The following is a 2,001-nucleotide window of genomic DNA, read 5'->3' on the forward strand; positions in this document are numbered from 1 at the left end:
AAAGCGGCAGTCAGGGTGGTTTTACCATGGTCAACGTGACCGATGGTGCCAACGTTTACGTGCGGTTTGCTACGTTCGAATTTTTCCTTAGCCATGGCAATATCCTATATATCTAAGCCTTAAAGAAATGAATAATCGAGAGATGGTGCCCATGGGCAGATTTGAACTGCCGACCTCTCCCTTACCAAGGGAGTGCTCTACCCCTGAGCTACATGGGCCTAATTGTTTGGAGCGGGTGAAGGGAATCGAACCCTCACCGTAAGCTTGGAAGGCTTCTGCTCTACCATTGAGCTACACCCGCATTACTCGCTACTGCCCCAAGTAAGAATTTTGGTGGAGGGAGAAGGATTCGAACCTTCGAAGCTTTCGCAACAGATTTACAGTCTGCCCCCTTTGACCGCTCGGGAATCCCTCCAAAAGAGAACACTAGTTTATTAGCGGCTTGCTTTTCCGTCAAGTTTTTTTTTGATTTTATTTCAAAACAGACATAATTTGATGTTTTAAAAAGAATTTATTTAAACTGGATAATCTTTTCGTATTTCGCCATCAACTCGTCATGGGTTTCGGGATGTTCTTCGTCAATCAGGATGCAGTCCACCGGGCAAACCTGCTGGCACTGCGGCTCATCGTAGTGTCCGACGCACTGCGTGCAGAGGTTGGGGTTGATTTCGTAAATTTCCTCGCCTTGGGAAATGGCATCATTGGGGCATTCGGGTTCGCATACGTCGCAGTTGATGCACTCGTCGGTAATAAAAAGCGACATTTCTTTTCCTTTTCCACTAAATTATCAAAACCGGGCGGGCGCGGATTATAGCACAAGGTTTTTTTGAACCGGACGGTTGCAAACGAATGTTTACAACCCGGAAATGATTATCAAAGCGCATATTATTCAGCCACTTGGAAAACCCTTAATTCAAATGTACCCTGCCCCGACTTCCCCTCCCTATATCCCGTCAGCCAATCAGGTTTGTCCGGCTGCCTGCCTGCCTCGATATAAACATATGCGCCGTCATTCAGGCGTGTGCCCAATACATTGAAAAGACTTTCCCAACTTTGCCACGCAAACGGCGGATCAAGGAAGACGACATCGAATTTCTCTTTTAGGTTTGCCAAATAGGCAATGCCGTCCGAACAGACGGTTTGCACCTGCCCCAAACCCAGTTCGCGGCTGTTTTTCTCAAGGGTTTGCACCGTTTGACGGTTGTTGTCTGCAATCACGACCCGTTTTGCATTACGCGATGCCGCCTCCATGCCGAGTGCGCCGCTGCCTCCGAAGAGATCCAAAACCGTTTTTCCCGTCAAATCCTGTCCCAGCCAGTTAAACAGCTTTTCACGCACGCTGTCGGGGGTTGGGCGCAGTCCGTCGGCGGATGCAAAACTCAATTTCCTGCCCCGGCATTGCCCGCCGATAATGCGTACCCGGTTGCTGTGTTTGGTATGTTTGCCTGCCGCCATAATCAAAAACCTGTAAGTTCAAACGGTATTATACAAGACCTGTCAAAGAATATGCCGTCTGAAAACTTTTTTCAGACGGCATATCTGTTTAAACGGTTTCGGTCAGCTTGCGGAGCAGCTCGATTTCTTTGTCTTTTGTTCCAACATTTCTTTACAGTGTTTTAATTCCATTTTTAACAAATCCAGCTTTACCGATGCATCCTGAGCGGTATAGATTGCAAATTCCCCGCTGTTGGTATCCACATCGTTAATCTGCAACACCATCCCGCCGCCGCCCGATTTGAGCGAATCCCGACAAATCCGGATTCCCGCCTGCGCGGGAATGGCGGGTTTTAGGGTTACGGTGTATCGGCAATGGCGGTACGGGTATTTCCCCGCACCTGCCCCGCGCCCGTAAACGGCGAGCGCGTCAAAAATGCCGTCTGAAGGTTCAGACGGCATCGGAATCGGCGAATCAGAAGCGGTAGCGCACGCCCAATGAGGCTTCGTGGGTTTTGAAGCGGGTGTTTTCCAGGCGTCCCCAGTTGTGGTAGCGGTAGCCGGCGT

At 49.6% G+C, this 2,001-nt stretch carries 4 protein-coding genes, 3 tRNA genes and 1 pseudogene; all 8 read right to left on the reverse strand.

What is annotated here, in order from left to right:
• Positions 1-95: GTP-binding protein (locus tag DFR77_RS14485; protein WP_018694456.1), on the reverse strand; the 95-nt coding region annotated here is incomplete at its 3' end.
• A gap of 48 nt (positions 96-143) precedes the next feature.
• Positions 144-218, reverse strand: a tRNA-Thr gene (locus tag DFR77_RS01985).
• A gap of 9 nt (positions 219-227) precedes the next feature.
• A tRNA-Gly gene (locus DFR77_RS01990) sits at positions 228-301 on the reverse strand.
• Between the two features lie 30 nt (positions 302-331).
• Positions 332-415 (reverse strand) — tRNA-Tyr (locus DFR77_RS01995).
• Between the two features lie 96 nt (positions 416-511).
• Positions 512-763: a YfhL family 4Fe-4S dicluster ferredoxin gene (locus tag DFR77_RS02000; protein ID WP_002215364.1), complete on the reverse strand. Its 252-nt coding sequence runs from the start codon at positions 761-763 to the stop codon at positions 512-514.
• Between the two features lie 122 nt (positions 764-885).
• Positions 886-1,455, reverse strand: coding sequence for a 16S rRNA (guanine(966)-N(2))-methyltransferase RsmD (rsmD, locus tag DFR77_RS02005; RefSeq protein ID WP_003690114.1), 570 nt, complete (start codon positions 1,453-1,455; stop codon positions 886-888).
• A gap of 88 nt (positions 1,456-1,543) precedes the next feature.
• Positions 1,544-1,896, reverse strand: a pseudogene (locus tag DFR77_RS14490) (hypothetical protein).
• Between the two features lie 13 nt (positions 1,897-1,909).
• A partial coding sequence (locus DFR77_RS02015) for an opacity family porin (RefSeq protein ID WP_218969800.1) occupies positions 1,910-2,001 on the reverse strand: 92 nt, incomplete at its 5' end.

Source organism: Neisseria gonorrhoeae (genome assembly GCF_003315235.1).
GTDB classification, from domain to species: Bacteria; Pseudomonadota; Gammaproteobacteria; order Burkholderiales; family Neisseriaceae; genus Neisseria; species Neisseria gonorrhoeae.